This window comes from Bacillota bacterium (genome assembly GCA_040754315.1).
Lineage (GTDB): Bacteria > Bacillota > Sulfobacillia > DUSP01 > JBFMCS01 > JBFMCS01.
Genome location: JBFMCS010000004.1, coordinates 1 through 20,919 on the forward strand (window position 1 = coordinate 1; position 20,919 = coordinate 20,919).

At 60.9% G+C, this 20,919-nt stretch carries 23 protein-coding genes; 17 read left to right on the forward strand and 6 right to left on the reverse strand.

Annotation, left to right across the window (positions count from 1 at the left end):
- The first annotated feature begins 191 nt into the window (after positions 1-191).
- The 10 genes from pyrR to hgcB all read left to right on the forward strand — a co-directional run bounded on the left by pyrR (position 192) and on the right by hgcB (position 8,243).
- Positions 192-737: a bifunctional pyr operon transcriptional regulator/uracil phosphoribosyltransferase PyrR gene (pyrR, locus tag AB1576_00600; GenBank protein ID MEW6080295.1), complete on the forward strand. Its 546-nt coding sequence runs from the start codon at positions 192-194 to the stop codon at positions 735-737.
- 155 nt (positions 738-892) lie between these two features.
- A complete protein-coding gene (locus AB1576_00605; GenBank protein ID MEW6080296.1) occupies positions 893-1,663 on the forward strand; it encodes a dihydroorotate dehydrogenase electron transfer subunit in 771 nt (256 codons plus the stop codon).
- The gene (locus tag AB1576_00610; protein ID MEW6080297.1) at positions 1,656-2,606 is read left to right on the forward strand and encodes a dihydroorotate dehydrogenase; all 951 of its coding nucleotides are present in this window, start codon (positions 1,656-1,658) and stop codon (positions 2,604-2,606) included. The genes AB1576_00605 and AB1576_00610 overlap by 8 nt, the downstream gene beginning before the upstream one ends.
- Complete coding sequence (pyrF, locus tag AB1576_00615) at positions 2,539-3,267, forward strand: orotidine-5'-phosphate decarboxylase (GenBank protein ID MEW6080298.1); 729 nt, start codon at positions 2,539-2,541, stop codon at positions 3,265-3,267. Before AB1576_00610 ends, pyrF begins: the two co-directional genes overlap by 68 nt.
- Positions 3,264-3,833, forward strand: a complete 570-nt coding sequence (gene pyrE / locus AB1576_00620; GenBank protein MEW6080299.1) for an orotate phosphoribosyltransferase — start codon at positions 3,264-3,266, stop codon at positions 3,831-3,833. Before pyrF ends, pyrE begins: the two co-directional genes overlap by 4 nt.
- 244 nt (positions 3,834-4,077) lie before the next feature.
- Positions 4,078-5,853 (forward strand): NFACT RNA binding domain-containing protein, encoded by a 1,776-nt coding sequence (locus AB1576_00625; GenBank protein MEW6080300.1) that lies wholly within the window; start codon positions 4,078-4,080, stop codon positions 5,851-5,853.
- A gap of 29 nt (positions 5,854-5,882) precedes the next feature.
- Positions 5,883-6,206: a YerC/YecD family TrpR-related protein gene (locus tag AB1576_00630; protein MEW6080301.1), complete on the forward strand. Its 324-nt coding sequence runs from the start codon at positions 5,883-5,885 to the stop codon at positions 6,204-6,206.
- A gap of 167 nt (positions 6,207-6,373) precedes the next feature.
- Positions 6,374-6,838 (forward strand): MarR family transcriptional regulator, encoded by a 465-nt coding sequence (locus AB1576_00635; protein MEW6080302.1) that lies wholly within the window; start codon positions 6,374-6,376, stop codon positions 6,836-6,838.
- The gene (hgcA, locus tag AB1576_00640) at positions 6,835-7,947 is read left to right on the forward strand and encodes a mercury methylation corrinoid protein HgcA (GenBank protein MEW6080303.1); all 1,113 of its coding nucleotides are present in this window, start codon (positions 6,835-6,837) and stop codon (positions 7,945-7,947) included. The genes AB1576_00635 and hgcA overlap by 4 nt, the downstream gene beginning before the upstream one ends.
- A gap of 26 nt (positions 7,948-7,973) precedes the next feature.
- Positions 7,974-8,243, forward strand: coding sequence for a mercury methylation ferredoxin HgcB (gene hgcB, locus AB1576_00645; protein MEW6080304.1), 270 nt, complete (start codon positions 7,974-7,976; stop codon positions 8,241-8,243).
- A gap of 74 nt (positions 8,244-8,317) precedes the next feature.
- On the opposite strand, the gene dapA is transcribed toward hgcB, so the two are convergent.
- The 5 genes from dapA to AB1576_00670 are packed head-to-tail and all read right to left on the reverse strand — an operon-like array spanning position 8,318 to position 13,906.
- A complete protein-coding gene (dapA, locus tag AB1576_00650) occupies positions 8,318-9,217 on the reverse strand; it encodes a 4-hydroxy-tetrahydrodipicolinate synthase (GenBank protein MEW6080305.1) in 900 nt (299 codons plus the stop codon).
- A gap of 31 nt (positions 9,218-9,248) precedes the next feature.
- Positions 9,249-10,469 (reverse strand): iron-containing alcohol dehydrogenase, encoded by a 1,221-nt coding sequence (locus tag AB1576_00655; GenBank protein ID MEW6080306.1) that lies wholly within the window; start codon positions 10,467-10,469, stop codon positions 9,249-9,251.
- 40 nt (positions 10,470-10,509) lie between these two features.
- Entirely contained in the window at positions 10,510-11,274 is a 765-nt protein-coding gene (locus AB1576_00660; GenBank protein ID MEW6080307.1) for an aspartate/glutamate racemase family protein, read from the reverse strand.
- Positions 11,271-12,044 carry an aspartate/glutamate racemase family protein gene (locus AB1576_00665; GenBank protein MEW6080308.1) on the reverse strand — a complete coding sequence of 258 codons (774 nt, stop codon included), beginning with the start codon at positions 12,042-12,044 and terminating at the stop codon, positions 11,271-11,273. Before AB1576_00665 ends, AB1576_00660 begins: the two co-directional genes overlap by 4 nt.
- 14 nt (positions 12,045-12,058) lie before the next feature.
- Positions 12,059-13,906, reverse strand: coding sequence for an aldehyde ferredoxin oxidoreductase family protein (locus AB1576_00670; GenBank protein ID MEW6080309.1), 1,848 nt, complete (start codon positions 13,904-13,906; stop codon positions 12,059-12,061).
- A 683-nt stretch (positions 13,907-14,589) separates the two neighbouring features.
- On the opposite strand from AB1576_00670, the gene AB1576_00675 reads away from it, so the two are divergent.
- A complete protein-coding gene (locus AB1576_00675) occupies positions 14,590-15,003 on the forward strand; it encodes a hypothetical protein (GenBank protein MEW6080310.1) in 414 nt (137 codons plus the stop codon).
- 324 nt (positions 15,004-15,327) lie between these two features.
- Here AB1576_00675 and AB1576_00680 read toward each other — a convergent pair whose 3' ends face one another.
- Positions 15,328-15,951, reverse strand: coding sequence for a class I SAM-dependent methyltransferase (locus AB1576_00680; GenBank protein MEW6080311.1), 624 nt, complete (start codon positions 15,949-15,951; stop codon positions 15,328-15,330).
- Positions 15,952-16,334: 383 nt separating this feature from the next.
- Between AB1576_00680 and AB1576_00685 the strand changes: the two genes are divergently transcribed.
- The 6 genes from AB1576_00685 (at position 16,335) to AB1576_00710 (ending at position 20,914) form a co-directional block, all read left to right on the forward strand.
- On the forward strand, positions 16,335-17,297 hold the full coding sequence (locus tag AB1576_00685; GenBank protein MEW6080312.1) for an ATP phosphoribosyltransferase regulatory subunit: 963 nt from the start codon (positions 16,335-16,337) through the stop codon (positions 17,295-17,297).
- An 11-nt stretch (positions 17,298-17,308) separates the two neighbouring features.
- Positions 17,309-17,968, forward strand: a complete 660-nt coding sequence (gene hisG, locus AB1576_00690) for an ATP phosphoribosyltransferase (protein MEW6080313.1) — start codon at positions 17,309-17,311, stop codon at positions 17,966-17,968.
- A gap of 40 nt (positions 17,969-18,008) precedes the next feature.
- Positions 18,009-18,578, forward strand: a complete 570-nt coding sequence (gene hisB / locus AB1576_00695) for an imidazoleglycerol-phosphate dehydratase HisB (GenBank protein MEW6080314.1) — start codon at positions 18,009-18,011, stop codon at positions 18,576-18,578.
- A 2-nt stretch (positions 18,579-18,580) separates the two neighbouring features.
- The gene (gene hisA, locus AB1576_00700) at positions 18,581-19,321 is read left to right on the forward strand and encodes a 1-(5-phosphoribosyl)-5-[(5-phosphoribosylamino)methylideneamino]imidazole-4-carboxamide isomerase (protein ID MEW6080315.1); all 741 of its coding nucleotides are present in this window, start codon (positions 18,581-18,583) and stop codon (positions 19,319-19,321) included.
- Positions 19,308-19,916 (forward strand): bifunctional phosphoribosyl-AMP cyclohydrolase/phosphoribosyl-ATP diphosphatase HisIE, encoded by a 609-nt coding sequence (gene hisIE, locus AB1576_00705; protein MEW6080316.1) that lies wholly within the window; start codon positions 19,308-19,310, stop codon positions 19,914-19,916. The genes hisA and hisIE overlap by 14 nt, the downstream gene beginning before the upstream one ends.
- 509 nt (positions 19,917-20,425) lie before the next feature.
- Positions 20,426-20,914: an NAD(P)H-dependent oxidoreductase subunit E gene (locus AB1576_00710; GenBank protein ID MEW6080317.1), complete on the forward strand. Its 489-nt coding sequence runs from the start codon at positions 20,426-20,428 to the stop codon at positions 20,912-20,914.
- Positions 20,915-20,919: the final 5 nt, after the last annotated feature.

A 20,919-nucleotide genomic window follows, 5' to 3' on the forward strand; every position in this document is an offset into this window, starting at 1 on the left:
GCGCAAGTATGTGTACCGTGATGGACCGCCGACCCGCCGTGCCGCTAATAGTGCTTTACTTGAGACGGTGCCCCCTACTGACAGAATCGCTTATCAATTAACCTGACATTTTCCCTTGACGTCGACACTTTGGGTATTGACAGTGACACGCTAGTGGGGTTAAATAGTCTTCGAAGGGAGCGATGCCCTCGATGAGGTTTCGAGAAAAGGCCAGGATAATGGATAGAGACGGCCTTCGACGAGTCCTCGTGCGAATCGCTCACGAGATCGTGGAACGAAACCAGGGGACCGGAGACCTCATAATAGTTGGCATTAAGAACAGGGGCGTCCCGCTGGCCTCACGAATAGCGGGAGTCATAAGGCAGACAGAGGGAGTCGAGGTCCCCACGGGGAGCCTCGACACTACTTTGTACAGGGACGATATCGGGCCCCGGGAGCGGCGGGTGGTGAATAGCCTGAGCGTGCCCATGGATGTGCACGACAAGAGTGTTGTCCTGGTAGATGACGTGCTCTACACGGGCCGCACCATCAGGGCGGCCATGGATGCCCTCATTGACATGGGCCGGCCTCGCCTGATCCAGCTGGCGGTGGTAGTGGACAGGGGGCATAGGGAACTGCCCATAAGGCCGGACTTCGTAGGAAAGAACGTTCCCACATCCAAGAAAGAGGTAGTCGATGTGCTTGTTGATGAGGTGGACGGCGAAGACGGCGTGGTAATAAGGGAGATCCAGGAGTAGATATACCCGACCCTTTAAGGCGGTCCAGAGAGGCCGGCAAGGGAAGCGCGAGGCAAGAAGGGCGCGATGATACCCCCTGCCGGTGGCGGGGGGTTACCAATTGTGGGGAGTAGATGGGGAGGCTTCGGAAGTCCAGGCGAAACGGGGGATTTGAAGTGACGGTCAAGTGGCGTCCTTTCAAGGCCAAGGTTGTAAGGAACACTGAAGTGGCCCCCGGACGGTACCTCCTGTCGGCCCGGGCCCAGGAGATGGCCCACGCTGTGCCTGGCCAGTTCGTCCACGTCCTTGCTGGCCCCACCCTGGACCCTTGCCTCAGGAGGCCGCTCAGCGTTGCCATGGTGGACGGGGACATCTTCACGCTCCTGTTCGGTACCAAGGGCGCGGGCACCCATCTACTGGCCCAAGTGAAGCACGGGAAAGCCCTGGGGGTCATGGGACCACTGGGTAAGGGCTTCCCCCTAGTTGAGGAGGACGCCCTCCTGGTGGCCGGAGGGGTTGGGATAGCCCCCCTGCTATTCCTGGCTGACAGGCTGGGTCATGCAGGGGTGAGGGTCAGGGTGGTGGTGGGCGCCAGGACAGCCTCGGAGCTGGCTGGCCTCGAATTGCTGGAGGGCTGTGCGCAGGTGATGACAGCTACGGATGACGGCAGCTGCGGTCTTAGGGGTACAGCAGTGGACCTGGCGGTCCCGGAGATGAAGCAAAAGCCGCCCCAAGCCGTGTACGCGTGTGGTCCAGAGCCCATGATGAGGGGTGTGAGCCAGGCAGCCCGGGCCCTTGGGCTGCCGTGCTGGGTGTCTCTGGAGGCCCGGATGGGTTGTGGTGTGGGAGCCTGCCTGGGATGTGTTGTGGACAGCCGGGATGGGTACCTCAGGGTGTGCGCGGATGGCCCGGTGTTCAACGCCGAGGGGGTGTTCTGTGTTGGATAGGGATGTCTGGCTCGGAGTGAATGTGGGCGGAATAGCCATGAAGAACCCGGTGATGGCGGCGTCTGGCACCTTTGGCTATGGGATGGACTATCCCGGTGATGTCCTGGACTCTCTGGGTGCGGTGGTTGTCAAGGGCACTACGCTGAAACCCAGGCGAGGAAACCCGCCCCCGAGGATCTGGGAGACCCCTGCGGGGCTCCTCAATTCCATAGGGCTCCAGAACCCCGGTGTGGACGTCTTCCTGGAGGAACACCTGCCCTGCCTGGCATCAAAGGGCGCTGTGGTCATCTGCAACATAGTGGGGGATACCGAGGAGGACTACGGCGAGATAGCCGCCAGGCTCGACGGTGCCCCTGGCCTTGCCGGTATTGAGGTGAACGTATCCTGCCCCAACGTGAGGAATGGAGGGCTCCTGTTCGGTCAAGACCCCAGGGCGCTGGCCAAGGTGATGCAGAGGGTGAGGGCCAGGACTCGTCTCCCGGTCCTGGTGAAACTCCCGCCCGGAGACAACATTGCCCTCAGTGCCAGGGTGGCCCAGGAGGAAGGCGCAGACGGGCTGTCGGTAATCAACTCCGTGCCCGCCATGGCCATAGATGTGCGGGAAAAACGCCCTGCACTGGGGGCGGTGATGGGGGGGTTGACAGGCCCGGCGATCAAGCCCATAGCCCTGAGGATGGTCTGGATCTGCGCTGACGCGGTCAGCATCCCCATTGTGGGGATGGGAGGCATCTTGGGCTGGGAGGATGCCGTGGAATTCATGCTGGCGGGGGCCACAGCCGTCGCCGTGGGGAGCGCCCTCTTCCGTGACCCCGAGACCCCCAGGAAGGTTGTGACAGGTATCCGGGACTACCTACAAGAAGAAAGGATGGACAGCATTGAGAAAGTGGTGGGAAGAGCCAAGGGATCGCCTGGTCCCTGCGCTGGACGTAGGCGGGCTGGGTGAAGCCCTTGCCCTGGCGGAGCGGCTGGGCCCGCACGTGGGATACTTTAAGGTAGGACTGGGCCTTTTCTCCGCTGAGGGCCCCGCCGCTGTGAGGGAGTTGTCCCGCCTGGGAAGGGTTTTCCTGGACCTGAAGCTCCACGACATACCAGCCACGGTCTCCCTGGCTTGCCAGGCCGTCCGGGGGACGGGGGCCAGTCTCCTAACCCTCCATGCCTCTGGGGGCAGGCAGATGATGACACGGGCCCGGGAGACAGTGGACGGTTCTATTGGCCTCCTGGCTATCACGGTTCTAACGTCCCTGGGAGACCAGGAGGTAAAGTGCGAACTAGGCCTGTCTCGTTCCGCCAGGGACCAGGTGCTGTTCCTGGCAGAGCACGCGCTTGAGGCAGGGCTGGACGGGGTTGTGGCGTCTCCCTCCGATGCGCAGGCCCTCCGGGATGCCTTTGGCAGCGATTTCCTCCTTGTTACCCCAGGTGTGCGCCCCCGGGCCAGCGATGTTCACGATCAGAAAAGGGTGGCCACTCCTGAGGAGGCCATTGCCTCCGGGGCTGACCTGCTGGTAGTGGGTCGCCCCATCCTGCAGGCACCGGATCCCGTGGAGGCGGTCATGATGCTAAGACGACAGGTAGAGGAAGCGATGAGAAGGGGGAGCACGCGGTGAACGAGGGATTCCTGAAGACCCTGGAAGAGAAGGGCGGCATCATGCGGGGGCACTTCCGTTTCACATCGGGCCTTCACGCTGACACCTATGTCCAGATGGCCATGGCGCTGCAGCACCCGGACCTCGCGGAAGCCCTGGGTAGGGAAATGGCCAAACCCTACAAGGACAAGAGTGTCTCCGTTGTGGTGGGCCCCGCCATGGGTGCCATCCTCGTTGCACATGAGGTAGCCAGGGCGCTCGGGGTAAGGTCTGTGTTCACGGAACGAGTTGAGGGCATCATGGTACTCAGGAGGGGATTCCGGGTTTCGCCAGGCGAGAGGGTCCTGGTGGCGGAAGGTGTGGTCACTACCGGCGGGACCGCCCTGGAGGTCGTGAACCTCCTGAACACCCTGGGTGCAGAGGTCACCGGGGTTTCCTCCATCGTCTGCAGGGGGCCCAAGCCCAGCTTCCCCGTTCCCTACCAGTGCCTTGTCTCCCTGGACCTGCCCAGTTACAGGCCAGAGGAGTGTCCCCTGTGCAGGGCAGGGGTGCCCCTGGAGACGCCGGGGAGCAGGGGGCTTGGATAGGGTGCCGGCGCAGAAACCAGGGCAAGACCTCCCTTGGAGGCTCAGGCAGCCGTGGCGCGGGGAACCGTGGGAGTGATATAATTGATGCGTTCAGGGTTTCACGGGGAGGCGTTTCGGGCCTGCCCAGGTCATCGTCCCTGGAGCCGGTGAAACCATCCGGCCCGGGGATATGCCCGGTGTGGCCCTGGGATACAGTGCCAGGGTTCCTGGTAGGCCCCGGCACAAGACACGGGAGTGCAGCGATATGGGATTGGATGGCATAGCCCTCTCCGGGGTCCGGCGCGAACTGGAGGAACGCCTCCTGGGCGGCCGGGTCCAGAAGATATACCAGCCGGCCAGCCTCGAGGTCGCGCTGCTGTTGTACCGAGGTGCCCGCGAGAGACTCCGTATCTCGGCACACCCTGCGGATCCCATCATCTATCTCACCAGCGGTGATCACGATCAACAGGGTTCCCCGCCGCCCTTTTGCCTTCTGTTGCGCAAGCACCTGGAGGGCGCACGCCTGACCGCCATCTCCCAGGTCCGGGTTCTCGAACGGGTGCTGGAGATGGAGTTCGAGGCCAGCGAGCTCTCCGGGGGAGGCAGAAGAAGGCTGGTAGTGGAACTCATGGGAAAGCACTCGAACATCATTCTCCTGGGCGAGAACGGCAGCGTAATAGACGCGATTCGCCGGGTCACCCCGAGCATGAGCAGGCACAGGCAGGTGCTCCCCGGTGAGAGGTACGCCCTGCCTCCATCCCAGGACAAGATGGACCCCAGCGATCTGGACCCCGGCTCCCTGGCCCAGGTGTTGGCCCAGGGCGAAGGGGGCCATTCGCAACGGCTGGTGGCAGCAGTTGCAGGCGTGGGCCCGGTTACCGCCAGGGAGGCTGTTCACCGCTGCACCGGTGATCCTGAGACGTATGGTTGTCTTGCGGCTTTTCTCCGGGAGATGGCCGTATCTGTTAGAGAAGGAACGTCAAAGCCATCCATAGTGTGGGGCGATGACCAGAAGATGACCTGCTATGCGCCTTTTGACCTCACCCACCTAGAGCAACCCACTAAGGACAAGGACACGTACCCCTCCATCAACCACATGCTGGACGCGTACTACTTAACCCGGTTCGCGGAACAGACCCTGGAGACAAGAAGGGCAAAGGCAAGGAGGGCAGTGAAGGCTGCCCTGGAGAGGGCCGAGCGCCGGGTGGCGAACCTCCGGGAGGATCTCCTGGAGGCCAGGAAGGCGCCGGAGTACAGGAGGTTCGGAGAGCTCATAATGGCTAACCTTCACCATCTCCCAGGCGGGAACGAGGCTAGCCTGGAAGACTTCGGGTCCCCGGGCACCTGGACTACGGTTCCCCTGGACAGCAGGCTTTCACCGGTGAAGAACGCCCAGGAGTACTTCCGGAAGTATAACAAGGCCAAGAAGGGGCTGGAGGCCATCAAGGTCCAGCTGGAGAAGGCCCAGCGTGAGGTGGCCTACCTTGAGCAGTCCCTTCTTTGTATCGACCAGGCGAGATCGCCCGAGGAGGCCGATTCCATACTGGAGGAGCTGGAGGCCGAAGGCTACCTGGGCGCCCCGGCCAGGAAAAAGGCCACGGTAAGGCGGGCTCCCAGGGTCACCGGCGCCCCGAGCGTGCCTGGTTTCCTGTCCAGGAGCGGCGCCCGGATCTACGTGGGGAGGAACAATCGCCAGAACGACTTCATAACCATGCGCCTGGCGTCTCCTGAGGATGTGTGGCTTCACGCCCGGAACATCCCGGGGTCCCATGTGCTCCTGAAGAGCGAGGGGAAGACGGTTTCCCACGGAGACCTGGTCGAGGCAGCTATGCTGGCGGCATACCACAGCAGGGCGCGCCAGGGCAGCCAGGTACCGGTGGACTACGCACTGCGCCGGGATGTATGGAAACCCAGGGGCGCCAAGCCCGGCATGGTTCTTTACCGTAATCACCACACCATCTTCGTCACTCCCGATGAGAACAGCGTCAAGGCTATCATGGAGAGAGGACAAGGTGACCTTGGAGGAAATCCTTCCCTGTGATATACTGGCAGGGAAAGACCACCGGGGGGATGGCCGTGGTGTTTGACGACAAGATCAGGGACAAGGCCAGTGACCGTCTATTCCAGGCGGTCCTCTCCCTGGAGAGCATTGACGAGTGCTACCGGTTCTTCTATGACATATGCACTGTTCAGGAAACCCGGTCCCTGGCCCAGCGCCTTGAGGTTGCCGAGATGCTGCACAAGGGGAAGAGCTACAACGACATCGTAAGGGCTACCGGTGCGAGTACGGCCACCATCTCCCGGATAAAGAGGTTCCTGGACTACGGCGCGGACGGCTACAGGCTTGTGCTGGATAGGATGGAGAAACCAGATCACACCCATCCCCAGGAGTAACCCCCCTCATTTACATCGCCTCCCCCTGCCCCTTGACAGGCACCGTGATGCCGCGTTCCCTCATAGGGTGTCTCCGCCTGGAAAACGCCATTCCTATTTACTTGGAGCCACCAATGGATGTATAATACAAGCATAAGCGGACCGCCACTCGAGGGGGGGATAACGGGATGGAGGAGGAAGCCATCCGCATCTTGAGGGAACACCTTCGCTGCATCGAGCGCCACACCGTGGGATGGTCGAGGTCGGATTGCCAGTGCTGCGGGCTGACGCTGGCCCAGTGCCACGTGCTTCTCGAGGTCGGTAAGTCTGGGACGGTGTCCCTGGGTGACCTGGCTGCCCGGCTGGGCCTGGACCCCAGCACCCTGAGCAGGACCGTCCAGTCCATGGTGAGGGCAGGCCTCCTCAGGAGGACCACAAACCGCGCTGACAGGCGATGCGTGTCCATCTCACTGACGCCCCGGGGCAGGGCACTCCTGGAGCAGGTGGACAGTGGGCGCAATGCCTACTATACTCGAGTCTTCGGCTTCATTCCCCGGGAAAAACACAGCCAGGTAATGGAGGCAGTAGTGCTCCTGTCCGAGGCCATGAAACGGTTTGGGAAGAACTCAGAGGAAGTGGGGGATGGCTGTTGACGGGCCAGAAGTCCTGCGAGAATTCATCGTGTTGCGGGGGATCCGTTTCCCTGGAACCCCTGGCGTCCATTGAGGATCTGAACCCGGGATACCTCACGGGCTGGATCTCCCGGGCAAGTGCCCGGATACCCCAGGTCGCCACCAGGATGACCATGAGGGATCACCTGGATTCCTGGAACCTGCGCTGGCGCCTGGGACGCCCTGTACGCCGCGTGCCTCCGGGCTTGTACGCAGTGGGCAATCCCGGTGAGGACTCACCGGTACTCGTATCAGCCAACTACAAGATGAGCTTTGACCGTCTTCGCAGTGCGTTGCCAGGGTTGGATACCTGGGTGCTGGTGATAGAGACCGCGGGGGTTAACGTGTGGTGTTCCGCCGGGAAGGGCACCTTCAACGCCAGGGAGATCCACCAGCGAATCATGGAAAGCGGGTTGCAGCGTATCGTCACTCACCGCACGCTGGTGCTCCCCCAGCTCAGCGCCCCCGGAGTGGACAGCAATGAACTGTCCAGGTTGTCTGGGTTTCGCGTGGTCTTCGGACCGGTGAGGGCTCCTGACATCCCGGAGTTCCTCCGGGCTGGCATGAAGGCTACGCCCAAGATGAGACGTGTCAGGTTCGGATTCTGGGACCGCGTGGTCCTGACGCCGGTGGAGGTGATGGGCATCCGGAAGTGGGCTTTTACGGGATTCCTGGTGCTCCTGGCGGTGATGTGGCTCAGGGAACGGCCTGTGAGTCCCGCCGGTGCGCTCTCCGGGGCGCTCCTGGGGGCGGTACCGTACGCTGGCGCCGTCCTGGCTGGCTCAGTGTTTGTCCCAGCGCTGCTACCCTACATACCGGGAAGGGCACTGTCCTTTAAGGGCGCTCTCCTGGGTCTCCTGTGGGCCCTGGCTTATGCGGCCCGTAGCTACCCTGAGGTGGACTGGGTGGCCTCCGTCCCCTACGTCTTGGTGCTCCCGGCGATTTCGTCATTCCTGGCCCTGAACTTCACCGGTTCCACCACGTACACCTCACTGTCCGGCGTGCTGGAGGAAATGGGGGTAGCCCTGCCTGTAACAGCGGTGGCGGTGGTTCTGGGTGTGGTGTGGGCGGTAGTACGAGCGATTGTATGATACCAGTGTGCGAGGAGGAGGTTCCGGTGGGTCTGAGGTACCTGTCCAAATTTGTAACACTTGAACTGGATGAGGAGAAGTGCACAGGCTGCGGGCTGTGCCTGGAGGTGTGCCCTCACGGGGTGTTCTCCCTGGGCGCTGGGCATTCCAGCATCCAGGACCGGGATGCCTGCATGGAGTGCGGGGGGTGCGCCCTGAACTGCCCATCCGGCGCCCTGAGGGTGCGAGCGGGTGTAGGGTGCGCCTACGCCATCTTCCTGGGCAGGCTGAGGGGGACTGAGCCCTGTTGCGGCTGAGTGCCGAGCACAGTTTCCCCGGCTGGAACTACAGCCCAGCCGGGGAACGGCACTTCTGGGTCTAAGCGCCAATCCTAGATGAGACCGCACCCCTCCATGACGCCCCTGAGAGCCCGGGCCTCATCCCGGGTTAGGGGAAGGAGCGGTTCCCTGGGGCTCCCCGCTGGCAACCCCACCATGGCCGTGGCCGCCTTCATGGTTGCCACGTACCTGGCGCCTTCCAGGTAGGCCAGGAAGGGCGTGATCTCGGCGTACATGGTCATGGCATCTTCCATATCCCCGTGCTCAGCGAGGATGGAGAGTATCTTGGCCAGCTGCCTGCCTACCACGTTGGCGGGTCCTGAAATGGAGCCGCCTGCCCCCAAGAGGGCTCCCTCCAGGGGCGTGCTGTCACTGCCGTTAAGGACTGTAAAGGTGTGTGCGGACCGCATGGCGATCTGGGTGAACCTCTTGATATCACCCGTGGATTCCTTGATGAACCTTATGTTCTTCTCCCCCGATAGCCTGGCTGCGAGCTCAGGATGGATATCGACGCCCACTCTCTTGGGATTGTTGTAAAGGACAACGGGGATGTCCACTGCACCAGAGATCCTCTTGTAGTGCTGGAACAGTTCCTCTTCGGACGGCTTGATATAGGGGGGTGGGGCCACCAGGACACCGTCGGCTCCAAGTTCGGCGGCACGCCTGGAATAGTCTATCACCTGCGTGGTGGTGACGGCAGTGGTACCCACCACCACAGGGGCCTTGCCCCTGGCCACCTTCACAGCGACCTTGATGACCTCATCCCTCTCTTGACCTGTGAGGAGCAATCCCTCCCCGGTTGAACCCAGGGGTACCAGCCCGCCGACTCCCCATTCCCCAAGAAGGGTCTGACACAGGCGTTCCAGGCCCTCCAGGTCTACCCTGGAGCCGTCCCGGTTCATGGGGGTGATGTTGGCTGCCAGTAACCCCCGGATGGGCTTTCTTCCTGCCATGGTGCCACCTCCGAATCTTGTTCTCCCGCCTTCATTCCACAGGTTTGAGGCTTCCCTCCCACATGTTCTCAAGGAGCCGCTCCACCTGGGAAAGACCCACATCCCTGGGATTGAATGGCCTGTAGTACTGCTCCATGGTCTCCTCAGCGTAGGACCTGAGGGACTGGCGCTCAACCCCGGCTTCCTCCAGGCTCTGGGGCAAGTTGACTTCCTCCAGTAGTTCCCAGGAGCGCTGGATGGCCCTCTCCGGCAGATTACTTGCGTCTCCGGCCATCCCCAGGGCCCTGCCCATGTAGACCAGTTTCTCCCTGATGTAGTCAATGTTGAGCATGAGGGTGTAGGGCAGAGAGATCCCGCAACCCATCCCGTGGCCCATGCCCAGGTGATGGGTGAGAACATAGGAAATGCTGTGAGCGTAAAGACCGCCGGTCCAGTTGTACGACATCATCCCCAGGGAGGAGGCCCACGACATGTGGTAGCGCGCCTCGATGTCGGAGCCATCCCGGGTTGCCCTGGGCAGGTAGTTGAATACGAACTCAATGGCCTTACAGCTCAGGGCGTCCCCGATGGGGTATGCCTTGGGATGCACGAGCCCTTCCACTGCGTGGCACAGCGCGTCCAGGCCCGTGCCCGCCGTTACCCTGGGAGGCATGGTGCTGGTCATGATGGGGTCTATGAGGGCCACGTCAGGGAAGAGCAGCGCGTCCGCGGAAAACACCTTCCTTCCCTCCCTGCTGAAGACGAAGGAGTTGCTGACCTCGCTCCCCGTTCCCGAGGTGGTCGGGATGGCGATCCGGGGCAGGCCTGGACCTTCGAAACCCTTCCCGCTGATGTACTCGAAGATCTCCCCGGGGTTTGTTGCGAGCATCGCCGCGGCCTTGGCAGTGTCAATGACGCTGCCGCCCCCCAGGGCCACCACCGTGCCGTACTGGTGCCTCCGGGCCATTTCCCCGGCCTCGCCTGCCAGCTCAATCCTGGGTTCGGCCTCAACCTGGCTGAACACATCCACGTTGACCCCTGAGGACTCCAGCGCCTCCACGATTACGTCAACTACGTGGAGGCTGGACAGGGTGCTGTCGGTGACCAGTAGCGCCCTGGGCTCCCCAAGTCTCCGGGCCTCTTCTCCGGCGGTTCTGGCTACCCCGCAGCCAATTACCAGCTTGCCCAGGGCCTTGGTGCCTGCCGTTTGCCAGGTGACAGGCCTCTTCAGGCTCTCAGGGGCCTTCTTGAGCATCTCATCGTACAGAAGCATTGATCATTACCTCCCTCACGAACCTTGCCGCTTTGGAATGCTACCACCTGTTCCTGGTGTCCACGGGCGAACCCCAAGGCCCCACCAGGCCTCTGTGGGCGGCGAAGCACCAGTCCACCAGTGTGACAACATCGAAAACCGGAAGGCCGGTAGCCCTCTGGACCGCGGCGGAGAAGGGCACCATGTTGGTGCATTCAAAAACCAGGGCCCCTATGCCGGGGTTTTCTCGTATCAGGGCCTTGGCTCCCTCTATCATCTCTTGCTCCAGGGTTTCATACTCCAGTTCCAGGTTGTTCCCGATGAAGGCCGTGGCGAACCGGGAGCCCTCCGGCAGGCCCCCGGTGACGACTGGCACGGTACTGGTGGTGAAGCCTACCTTCTCGAAGTGAACATCGGACATGAACTGGGAGCGCTCCGTCAGTATGCCGACCCGCTGGTCCGGTCCTATCATCCTGGAGACCAGGGGAACCTGCAGGAGGCTGGAGGTGGCCACGGTCACGCACACGGACCCGGCCAGGTCCTCCTGGAAGGGTGCCAGGAACCCGCAGCTGGTGGTTATTATCCTTGCCCCTTGCGCCTCCAGTTCCCGGGCGCCTTCGATGAAGGGCTCGATGAGGCTGGCATCCGGCTCATACCCCATAACGCGGCTGGGGAGAGCCCCCTTGACCACGTGATACCTCACGGGGTAGCGCCAGGTTGAGGCGTGGCCTATGTCCCCGGGTAGCCTCGGGAAACGGGTGTCCAGCATGAGGATCCCCACTACCTGGCCATAGGTGGTGTATCCACCCCTTGTCCTCTCGCTCATACCATCACCCCCCCAGAGGTGCCGCCGCCCGAGGTGTAGTCGCGCTGGATGACTGAGTGGTAGACCATGGAACAAAGGGTGACAAGGTCATATACCGGCCTTTTGGTCTTGGCCATGACCTCCCGGGAATAGGGGCAGAGGCTGGCACATTCAAACAGGAAAGCGCCAATTTCAGGCTCTTTGCCCGTCATTTCCCTGGCAGCGCTGACCACCTCGGCTTGGATGGCCCCGAAGTCTGCCTCGGGGCGGTCCTCCAGCACGCTACGGGCGAACTCGGAGGTGTTCTCGAGCCCCTGTATCACCAGGCGCGCATCCCCTGGGTCTAGCCCGGTCGAGCGGAGGTGCTCCCCTGTGAGCTGGTCCCTGGCAGCCGTGAGGACTCCTACCTTCTTCCTAGGGTTCAGTGCCTGCAGCACCAGGGGCAACTGGAGAAGGCTGGAGGTGAACACAGGCACACTCACCGCGCGCCGCAGCTCATCCTGGTGCACCGCCAGGCGCTCCGAGCCAGCGGCAATTGCCTTTACCCCGCCAGACTCCAGTAGCCGTGCCCCATGTACCAGGGGCTCCAGTGAGTCGTCGTTGGACCCCGGTATCCTTCCGGGGCTCGGGACTACGTGATATCTCCCGGGGAAAGGAAAGGTCCCCGCATTGCCCACATCCCCAGGGATCCTCGGGAACACCGTTTCCAGCATGAGAATACCCAGGGGAATACCGTAGGTGGTGTAACCGCCCTTGAAGACTGTGCCCACCGGCATCCGTCCCTTCGCCAAGAATCTCTCCTCCTTCAGTCCACTGCCCACTCAATGCCCAGTTCCGCCAGCTTCCCTCTGGTGGGCACTCCCTCATGATCCCAGCCAGACATCTCGTAGAACAACCGCAGGGCGTCGTCGAACTCCTCCTGGATGATGACGGAACCCTTGAGCAGACCCGATTCAATGGGCTTCAGGAAGCAGTAGTTCAGGGTGTCACCGGCCAGCCCGAAGCCCTCCCTGAGGTTAAAGAGCCTGCCCAGGTTGTGGGCCCGCTCCCCAACCTTAAGGAGCTCGTGCACGCTAGTCTCCCAGCCCGTCACTGCCTTTACCAGTTCAACCGCCTCCAGCGGGCGCCATGGTGTCAGGGTACACAGCCCGCAGTTGGCGAAGTGGTTCCAGTTGGTCACGTAGTAGGCCAGGCGCACCTTCCGGGCTGACATCTCTCCCTCGGGGATGGGCTCGAGGATGCCGAAGGGTTTCAGCGGGTCGATACTGGCATTCCACATGGTGTCGTGGATGTTGTGACAGTGGTCAGAACCCGTGGGGGAAACGGCGTAGCCCAGAGCAAGTCCCTTTTTAAACCTGGGGTCGTGAAGGGGTGTCTCCTGTCCCTTCACGTGATGAGCGAATTCCTCGGAGCCCTGCCCGATTTCCCTGGAGAGCGCCTTTATCCCGCGGGCCATGAGGTCGCCAAAACCCTCTCTCTGGGCAATCATCTCGATACACTGGAGCATGGCCTTGGAGTCACCAAAGCGCACCTCCAGGCCTCCCATGGAGTCCCTGTCAAGAAGGCCTCGCTCGAAGCACTCCATGACGAAGGCAATGGTGACGCCTGCGGAGATGGTGTCCAGGCAGTACCTGTTGCACATCTCATTGCCCTTGGCCACGGCCTCCAAGTCATCCACGGCGCAGTTGGACCCCAGGGCGGCCATTGTCTCGTACTCCGGCCCCCCGTAATCGGGATCCACTGGGTACTTGCCCTGGGAAGCCACAACGCCCTTGCACTTGATGGGACAGCCGTGGCAGCTCTGCCGGGTAACCTGCAGCTTATCCCTGAGCATCTCCCCGGAGATGCCCTGGGCGCCCTCGAAGTAGCCTGTGCGGAAGTTGCGGGTGGGAAGGCCTCCTGCGGCGTTGAGTATCAGGATGGAGCCAGCGGTCCCAGTGTCATAGTACCTTGGGACTCTCTTGGGGGCTTCTTCCGACATGAACCGGGCGAGTTCCTGGACACGCTGGGGGTCGGCCATGGACAGCCTACCCTCACCCTTGACGGCTACGGCCTTCAGGTTCTTGGAGCCCATCACAGCGCCCATCCCGGTTCGCCCGGCGAAGTGCCTGAGGTCATTCACCACGCTGGCGTATCGCACCTGATTCTCCCCAGCCCTGCCTATCTGTGCCACCCTTACCTGGCCATCCCCGAGTTCGTCCCTGATGGCCTGCTGGACAAGCTTGGGCTCCTGTCCCCAGAGGTGAGTGGCATCCCTGACTTGCACTGTCCCGGGAGAGATGAATAGATAGACAGGCTGGTCAGCCTTGCCCTCCACTACGAGGGCATCGTAGCCGGTGCGCTTCAGGGCCTGTGGGAAGAACCCTCCTGCCTCTGAGGTCCCGTAGGCTCCCGTGAGGGGAGACCTGGCGGCGACGCTGTTCCGGCAGGTTCCCGCCAGGTTAGACCCAGCCAGCAACCCAGGAGCGAAGACCAGAACATTATCCGGGCCCAGTGGGTCGACGCCGGGCCTCAGCCTCTTCATGAGCCAGTAGGAGGTAAAACCGTGGCCTCCGAAGTAGGTGCGGTAGAAGGCCTCAGGATACTCTTCCACCTCCCACCTCCTGCCTGTCAGGTCCACCCGCAATACCTTGCCATTATAACCGTAACCCATTAGCCTTGCCTCCCCCGGATGAATGGTATCCCAGTGTGATTGGCGTGCTGGAGCCCTTTCGGCGGCATAGCACCAGGTTCGCCCATTGCCACCGGCCAGGCTTGAGGTATACCGCTACCTTACCATGGTCAGACCTTCTAGACTAGGATTCGACCCCCTGGCGAAAAGTCTTTTTTTTCAAAGGGCTTTTGTCTCCCTGCGGTCAGAAGGTTGTCGTCGTGGGTCCTAGTAAGCCAGGATACTAAACTTCTTACGAAAAGTCGCTCCCGGTAAAGCCTGTCGCTTCACAACCGGGCAGTGCGAGGAACTATTCCACCTCACCGCTCGCCGGCTGCTGGAAAATACCCTGAAGCGCTTGTTAACGGTCATGCAATTCACCCACCCTAGAGTCAAGTAATTCACCTACTGTCGGTGTCAAGTAATTCACCCACACAGGGGGTCGTGGAGCGCAGCGAAGAATGCAGCCATTCTGGTGACAAAAGAGAAAAAGGAGGAGGCGCCGGAATGGCGCGGAGGGATTTCGCTGCCACGATCTCATTGAGATTTACCTTCACTGGCAAGCGGGAAGTGGGATTCGGAGAATAGCATCGAGCCTGGGAATAGACAGGAATGCGGTCAGGAGATACATTCGGAGTGCCGAAGAAGCCGGGTTCACCCGCGAGCAGCCGTTATCTGAGGAGTGGATGCGGTTTATACGGGAGGCTTTGCCATTTACTCACGACCCTTTGGCACGGTCCGTGAGGTTTAAGGCCATCGAGCCCTACAGGGAACATATCCGGGGAGCCTTGAAGGAGAACAAAGCCAGCACCGTGTGGCAAAGGCTCAAGGATGAAGCAGACCTTCGGCTAACATTCCACCTCGGAGGACTCGCCCCGCCCGAAACCCAAGACTACATCCACCACCAACTTCGGACAGCCGGCTGTGACCAGCCCCTTTTCACCCAGCAAGTCATCGACAAGATCCATGCCCACTCCAAGGGCCTCCCTAGGCTCATTAACCGCCTCACTCGCGGTTGCCTACTGGATGCCGCCCTCCATGAAGGGCGCCTCGTCAAGGACTCTCACCTTGCACGTGTCCTCTCTGACCTCGAGGCTTGAGACCTTCTCATTCACTCCCGCCTATCAAACCAAGATGCGCCCGGAGGGCGCATCTTGACCTAATACAAACCCGCCATCTATTCGCAGACAATTACCGTCAAACTGCTCCGGCATGGACAGCTACTGATGTATTGCCCACACCTCCTCCAATTACTTTATATTGCTTCGACGTTCACCCCGTAAATTCCTCTGTCTCCGTCTTCCATCCGGACCGGCCGGGGGTTTTTGCAGTGGAATCAAATAGGCGTTGCTCATTGCATCGGGGCTTCTGTGAGTGGAATAACATGTCCGATGGCCGATGGGACAAAGGGCTGATTGGCTAACCTAAGGAGTTGCCACAATCAGTTTTAATATTTTACCAAACCTGTCTTCGATGCTGGTGATTTTTATCCCGGCTTTTTGAATGTTTTCCACTGTCCGCCTGTTGATACTAGAACCTATCATGTACAGGGTCAGCGGATTAAGTAAGTCCATTAACGCTCCTAAAACAGGATGTTCGCTTCGTACATGTTCCAGTAGGATAATCTGGCCATCAGGCTTACACACCCGGCGTGCTTCAGTCAACCCTTTTACAGGGTCTGGAACCGAACAAAAAACGCAGGTGGACACTATTGTATCAAAAGTATTATCGGGAAAATCCATTTGCTGAACATCAATTTCAAGTAAGGTTACCTGGGCACCGCTCTGGTGGACCCTTTTTCTCGCCTTAGCCAGCATTCCTGGACTAAAATCAATGCCGGTAATTTCGCAGTCCGCCGGGTAATAGGGCAAATTCCTTCCGGTACCCACACCCACCTCCAATACCTTCCCTTTGGCAAAGCCTAACGCTTTTTTTCTCAACCCATCGTCAATCATCCGATCCAGCCAGTCATAGTATAGCGCTGAACGGTTGTACCGCCGTTTGATGACCTCGGTTAGGTGGCTCAAATCATTTGTTTGTTCAACCAACTTTGATACCTCCTGCATCACCTTACGTCAATATCCATATCTATACAGATCTCATTCAGAAGCTGTTTAAACCTTGCTTCAACTGTGCATTCCGGTGAACCGGCCATCTGTTCCGGAGTTTCCGGCCGGGTCGGAGCGAAGCGACGCCGGTTGTTGTGGATAATATATCCGGGTGGCCGGGATCAGTCAATCTTGGAGAAGGTTTTGGGTGCATGACACCATTGTTGTAGATTTCAAGACACCAGGCCATGCTGCTACTATAATGTCAAGTCGTGTATGATGCAAGTCATGCTATTGACGGATCCCGGTAAAGGGGTATACAATGCAGTCGCTGGTGACTTTACTATGGTAAAGCGCTAAAGTCCCCGGGGGTGGAGTGAATGGTGCAGCCTACGGTCCAGGAGGCCAGGGCCAGGAGAAGGATATGCCAGCGGCTGGCGGAGGTCTTTGCCCGGTGGGGCTTCGCTGAGATTGAGGTGCCCTTGCTGCAACCGGCTGAAGATCTTGAACCCGTTGCAGGGCCCCAGCTCATGGAGTCCTCCTACAAGGTCATTGACCACCAGGGGAGGGTGCTTTGCCTGAGGCCGGACTTCACCGCGGCCATATCCAGCATGGTCACAGGCCAGTGGGCCTGCGAGCCGAGACCGCTGCGTCTTTCTTACTTCGGTTCAGTGTTTCGCCGGGGGACCTCTGGCATGCGGGAGACGCCCCAGGCCGGGGTGGAGAACATCGGGTCTCCGCACGGCGATCCTGATGCCGAGTGCATTGCCGTGGCGCTGGAGGGACTACAGGCTGTGGGGGTCCGGGAGGTTCACGTGGCCTTGGGGGATGCCGGCGTGCTCCGGGCCTGGCTGGACCAGGCGGGATTGACCCCGGACACCCTTAGAAGGACCGTCCAGGCCCTCTCTGGCAAGGATCTCGTATCCCTTGAGCGACTCCTGGGTGCCGCCGGGGGGGGGCTTGCCCGCTCCTTCCAGGACCTCCTTGATACCCGGGGAGACGGGGATGCCCTGGACAGGGCCTTGAAGGCCTGGCAGGGCAGTTTGCTTGAGCCTCACCTGGAGGCCCTCCGCTTGACCTACGGGCGCCTCGGGGCCATGGGGCTTTGTGAGAGTGTCTTCGTTGACCTCGGTCTCCTGCGGGACCTGGACTACTACACAGGCCTGGTATTTGACGTGTACATAAGGGGGCTTGGCGAGCCCGTTGCTGGCGGGGGACGGTACGACGATCTCCTGGGCCGGATCGGTGCTGCGGAGGCGGCTGTGGGCTTTGCCTATAACGTGGAGGCCATTTCGAAGATATCGACGGAGGGTGCCCTGAGTGGGTTCTCTCTCAGTATCCACTAGGGGTGAGGCGGTTGGATCTTGTTACCTATGCCCTGCCCAAGGGACGCCTCATGAATGGCACGTTGAGGCTTCTCCGGTCAGCGGGGGTGCCCTGCCCCCAGGAGGACGGGAGGCGTCTTTTACTGGAGATTCCCGAGAAGGGACTTAGGTTCCTTTTCTCCCGGCCCTCGGACGTTCCCGTCTACGTACAGTATGGGGCGGCTGACCTCGGCATCTGCGGGAAGGATACCCTCATCGAGATGGGCCCCAAGGTATACGAGGTGCTGGACCTTGGGTTCGGGGCCGGGCGTTTTGTGCTGGCCACAGTGTCCGAATGGGTGGATCAGGGTTTTGACTGGACAAGGCCTGGGTTGAGGGTGGCCACCAAGTTCCCCAGGATCGCCTCGCTGTTCCTGGAGAGCCAGGGGGCCAGTCACCACATCATCAAGGTACACGGAGCGGCGGAGCTGGCACCCCGGGTGGGTTTAGCGGAAATGGTATTCGACATAACGGCCACAGGGAAGACCCTGGCGGAAAACGGCCTCAGGGTGGTGGCCAACGCCGGCACCACAACTGCCAGGCTGGTGGCGAACCCTGCCAGCTACAAGGTGAAGGCCCGCGAGCTGGGGGACGTCATCGCGAGGGTAAAGGGGTTTATCCAGAGCGAGGGTCACACGCTGGCCGGGCTTTGATGAAGGCCATCGGGGAGAGGCGGTGAACCTGTTGCGCGAAGTGGAGCACAAGAGGACCACACGGGAGACGTCCATTCATCTCCGGATCAACCTGGACGGTAATGGCGAGTCCCGTGTTGAGGTTGGAGGCTTTCTCGGTCACATGCTGGATACCCTCTCAAGGCATGGCATGTTTGACCTCGAGCTCAAGGCCGAGGTGTTCCTTGACCCTGACGGGCACCACACAGCAGAGGACCTTGGGATCGTACTGGGAGAGGCCATAAGGAGGTCTGTGGGCCAGGGCCAAGGCCTGTCCAGGTTCGGCCACTCGGTGGTGCCCATGGACGATGCCCTGGTGGAGGTGGCCCTGGACCTGTCGGGAAGGTCCTACTGCAACTACGACCTGGGGCCTGTGGGGGACCTGGGGGTCAATGCGTTCTTACGCGAGTTCTTCCTGGGTTTTTCCCGCAGGGCCGAGGCCACCATCCACCTGAGGAGGCTGGCGGGTCACGATGCACACCACGTGGGCGAGGCTGCCTTCAAGGCCTTTGGGCGGGCTCTCTCCCAGGCTGTCTCACCCGATCCCAGGCTCAGCGGGAGGGCGCTGTCAACCAAGGGCGTGCTGTCGTGAACATGCTGGTGCTGCCGGCCATTGACATTATGGGAGGCCAGTGCGTCCGGCTCCTGAAGGGCAGGCCGGAGGAGAGCAGGGTCTACCACCAAGATCCCCTGGACGCCGCCCTCCGGTGGGAGCAAGAAGGGGCCGGAGCCCTCCACCTGGTGGACCTGGATCGTGCCCTGGGAGGGAAGCCAAATTCCGATGCTGTCAGGCGCATCGTCGACTCCGTGACGGTCCCCGTGCAGTTGGGGGGGGGCTTGAGGAGCAGGGAGGCGGTAAAGGAGGCGTTTGGGTCCGGGGTGTGGAGGGTCGTCATGGGCACCGCCGCGCTGAGGTCCAGGGACCTTCTTTGCTGGTGCCTGGACCGGTTCGGGGACAGGGTGGTAGTCGCCCTTGATCACAGGGAGGACCGGGTGGTGGTTTCCGGCTGGACCCAGGAGCACGGCCTCTCATTGAAGGAGGCTACTGAAACCCTGCTGGAGCAGGGGGTCAGGGAGGTACTGGCCACCGCGGTAGAACGGGATGGCACCATGGAGGGTCCGGATCTTGCAGGCTTGGCCATCCTGGTACGCTCCGGGTTGAGGGTGATAGCATCGGGCGGTGTCACCAGGCTTGAAGACCTGCGGGACCTCGCGGGGCTGCCTAACCTGACCGGGGTTGTCATTGGAAGGGCTCTCTATGAAGGCGTTTTATCCCTGGGGGAGGTCCTTAGGGTATCCCGTGGTGAGGGGAGGCTTGATTGTGAGCGAGGTTGAACAGGGGACACTTACCCCCGTGGTGGTACAGCACGCTATCACGGGACAGGTGCTCATGCTGGCCTATACCAACGCTGAGCTCCTGGAGAGAACCGCCAGGGAAGGGCGTGTCTGGTTCTGGAGCAGGTCCAGGGGGGGGCCCTGGCTGAAGGGCGCTACCAGCGGGAACTACCTGAACGTACAGTCCATCACAATGGACTGTGACCAGGACGCGGTACTGGTGGAGGTGACCCCTGAGGGGCCCGCATGCCATACAGGCAAGACCAGCTGCTTTCACAGGCCGGTTATGGGTAGTGCATCCCCCGGCATCCTCCTGAAGCTGGGCGGGGTAATCGAGAGCCGGGTGATGAAGAAGCCCGAGGGGTCCTACACGGCAGCCCTGGCTGGGAAGGGACCGGAGGCCATACTGAGGAAGGTCTCGGAGGAAGCCTTTGAGGTAGTCCTGGCCGCCAAAGAGGAGGGAGCCCCGGGCTTGGTGTGGGAGGTTGCTGACCTCTGGTACCACTGCATGGTGCTGTTGAGCGTCTTGGGATACAAGGCCGAGGACGTCCTTGAGGAACTTGCCCGCAGGGCGAAGAGGGATGAACAAGGGTGAGTAGGCTGCTTTCCAGAAGGAGGGGATAGAATATACGTGGGCTTGAAAGTACCCTGTGTGAACCGGAGAAGTGCCCCGAGTGCGGGGCAGGAAGTTACCTCGTACGACCGGATGGTCCGCTTCGGCTGCCGTTCTGAGCATGGGCGACAAGTACGACCTTCATATCCTGGCCTCTTGGCCACCCTCCAGGTTAAGGGCTCTCCATTAGCCCAGGCCCTGCGCTTACTGTGTTCCTCGGGCCCTCTTGCATCCTAGTCACTGGATCCAGGCGTCGTAGCCCCTGGGGCCTGGAACACACTACGGGGATGGTAGCCCAGGTTCCGCCACAGCATCGCAATAGTGTCTCCAGTGCGGGCCACTTATACCCCCTTTTTTATGACTCTCTTATGTGCGACCTGCCTTTTTACATGCCTTTTTTACAGGCTTTCCTGTACAGTCTAAGGGGGGTAGTCTCCTGCCCTCAGCCCAATTGTCTGACTCGGATGCATTCCCTGTAAGGGAGGATCAGCATGTCACATCAGTGTGAGTGTCTGGAAACTCTCCTGGAGGAGAGTATCAAGCGGAATGGCCATGGGTTTGTGTCCATCCTTCAGGACATTCAAGAAGACTGCGGTTACTTGCCCGAGGATGCACTGAGGGCCCTTGCCAGGAAGACAGGGGTTCCCCTGAGTGAGATCTACCGCACAGCAACCTTCTACAACTACTTCTCACTTGTACCCCGCGGGAAGCACCAGGTAGTCGTATGCACAGGGACGACTTGTCACGTCCGCGGAGCCAAGCGGGTGTCCAGGGAGATCACAAAGAACCTGGGAATACGCGTGGGCGAGGTGACTGAGGATCGTGAGTTCTCACTAGAGTCTGTAAACTGCCTTGGATGCTGCGCCTTTGCTCCCGTGGTGGTGGTGGATGGCAGGCACTACGGTAACCTGACTCCTGACGAGGTGAAGAAGGTGTTAGACTCCGTCAAGCGAGAAGCCGTGACCGTTGGAGCCACATGAAAGGA